Source organism: Polynucleobacter sp. 35-46-11 (genome assembly GCF_002281105.1).
Genome location: NZ_NCFJ01000595.1, coordinates 1 through 1451 on the forward strand (window position 1 = coordinate 1; position 1451 = coordinate 1451).

The 1451-nt window shown below is 43.4% G+C and carries 2 protein-coding genes; one reads left to right on the forward strand and one right to left on the reverse strand.

From position 1 onward, the window contains the following. Window positions 1-990: histone deacetylase (locus B7Y67_RS17955; protein WP_367227307.1), on the forward strand; the 990-nt coding region annotated here is incomplete at its 5' end. Here the strand turns inward: B7Y67_RS17955 and B7Y67_RS17960 are convergent. Beyond that, window positions 974-1451 (reverse strand): hypothetical protein (locus B7Y67_RS17960; protein ID WP_293599798.1); only part of this gene is annotated, 478 nt, incomplete at its 5' end. The genes B7Y67_RS17955 and B7Y67_RS17960 overlap by 17 nt on opposite strands.

The following is a 1451-nucleotide window of genomic DNA, read 5'->3' on the forward strand; positions in this document are numbered from 1 at the left end:
TTAAAACCTACTTTTTCAGATTGGGCCATACCTACCTATAAAAAACGAATAGACTATTCAACACACGTAAATTCAAATGAAGACAAGATTGCCTTGAAAGCTTTTTATACCGACCACTATGTTTTACCACTTCCACCCGGGCATCGCTTTCCGATGGAAAAGTATAGTCAACTAAGAGACCTCGTCAGCAATCTAAATGGAATTCAGCTTGTCGAGGCGCCAGCTGTTACCGATACGCAGATCCTATACGCACATGATCCGAGCTACCTCATCAAAATTCTCTCGGGGGAATTAAGCGCTCAAGAGCAACAAGAGATTGGCTTCCCTTGGAGCGAGAAGATGGTGGAGCGATCACGCCGTTCTGCAGGAGCTACGCTTGCCGCCGCTAAGGCAGCATTCAATGATGGTTTAGCTGCCAACTTGGCTGGCGGCACCCATCATGCCTACCGTGATAGAGGTAGTGGCTTTTGTGTACTCAATGATTCCGCAATTACTGCAAAGGCATTACAAAAAGAGATTCATCAGAAACTGAAAATAGCCATCGTAGATTTGGATGTCCATCAAGGAAACGGCACAGCAGCCATTCTTCAAAATGACAGATCCATCTTTACGCTATCGATGCATGGTGAAAATAACTTTCCATTCACGAAAGAGCAGAGTGATTTAGATATTGGATTACCCAATGGATGTGAAGATGAGGATTACCTCAAGGCCCTAAATGAAGGCTTAGACATCCTAGATAATTTCAAGCCTGACTTTATTATTTATTTGGCTGGAGCTGACCCACATGAAGGGGATAGATTAGGAAAACTCAGTATTAGTAAAGCAGGTATGCGTCAAAGGGATGAGTGCGTCTTTCAATATGGTGCAGACCGCCAAATTCCAATTGCCTTCTCAATGGCCGGTGGATATGGGAAAGAGATTTGCACTACTGTAGACATTCATCTCCAGACCATTCAAACTGCACTCCAATTTACTGTTGCTTCTTAGGTAAATTATTGAGTGTCTTGGCATCATTGAGCTGTTGATCAACTAGATACAGCGTTCCGCCATAGTTAGCCTGCAAATCGTAGCCTTTAAGCCCAACTGTATAAATAGTGATGTAAGGATTAAATGAGCGAATAGTTCCGCCCGACCCAGCAGAAAAATTAGCATCTACATCCATTCCGCCACGGCGACCATCTATTGAGGTCAATAAGAACTGATCAATTGCATCCGTATTCTTAAAAAGAATAATTTGGTACTGATCCTGATATCCCGCACCAATTCCTTCGCCAGTTTTCATGGCTTGCATAAAGATGACCTCTGAACGGCGCTTATCAAATAAGGCACCCTCACCCCTAGCCAGTACCAATAAGACCACATTGACATTGGTAGTGTTAAAAACTGCATAGCCTGGGGCTGTCTCTATGTCCTTCTTAATAACTGGGTTTTGCTTAATTAAAGCGGCC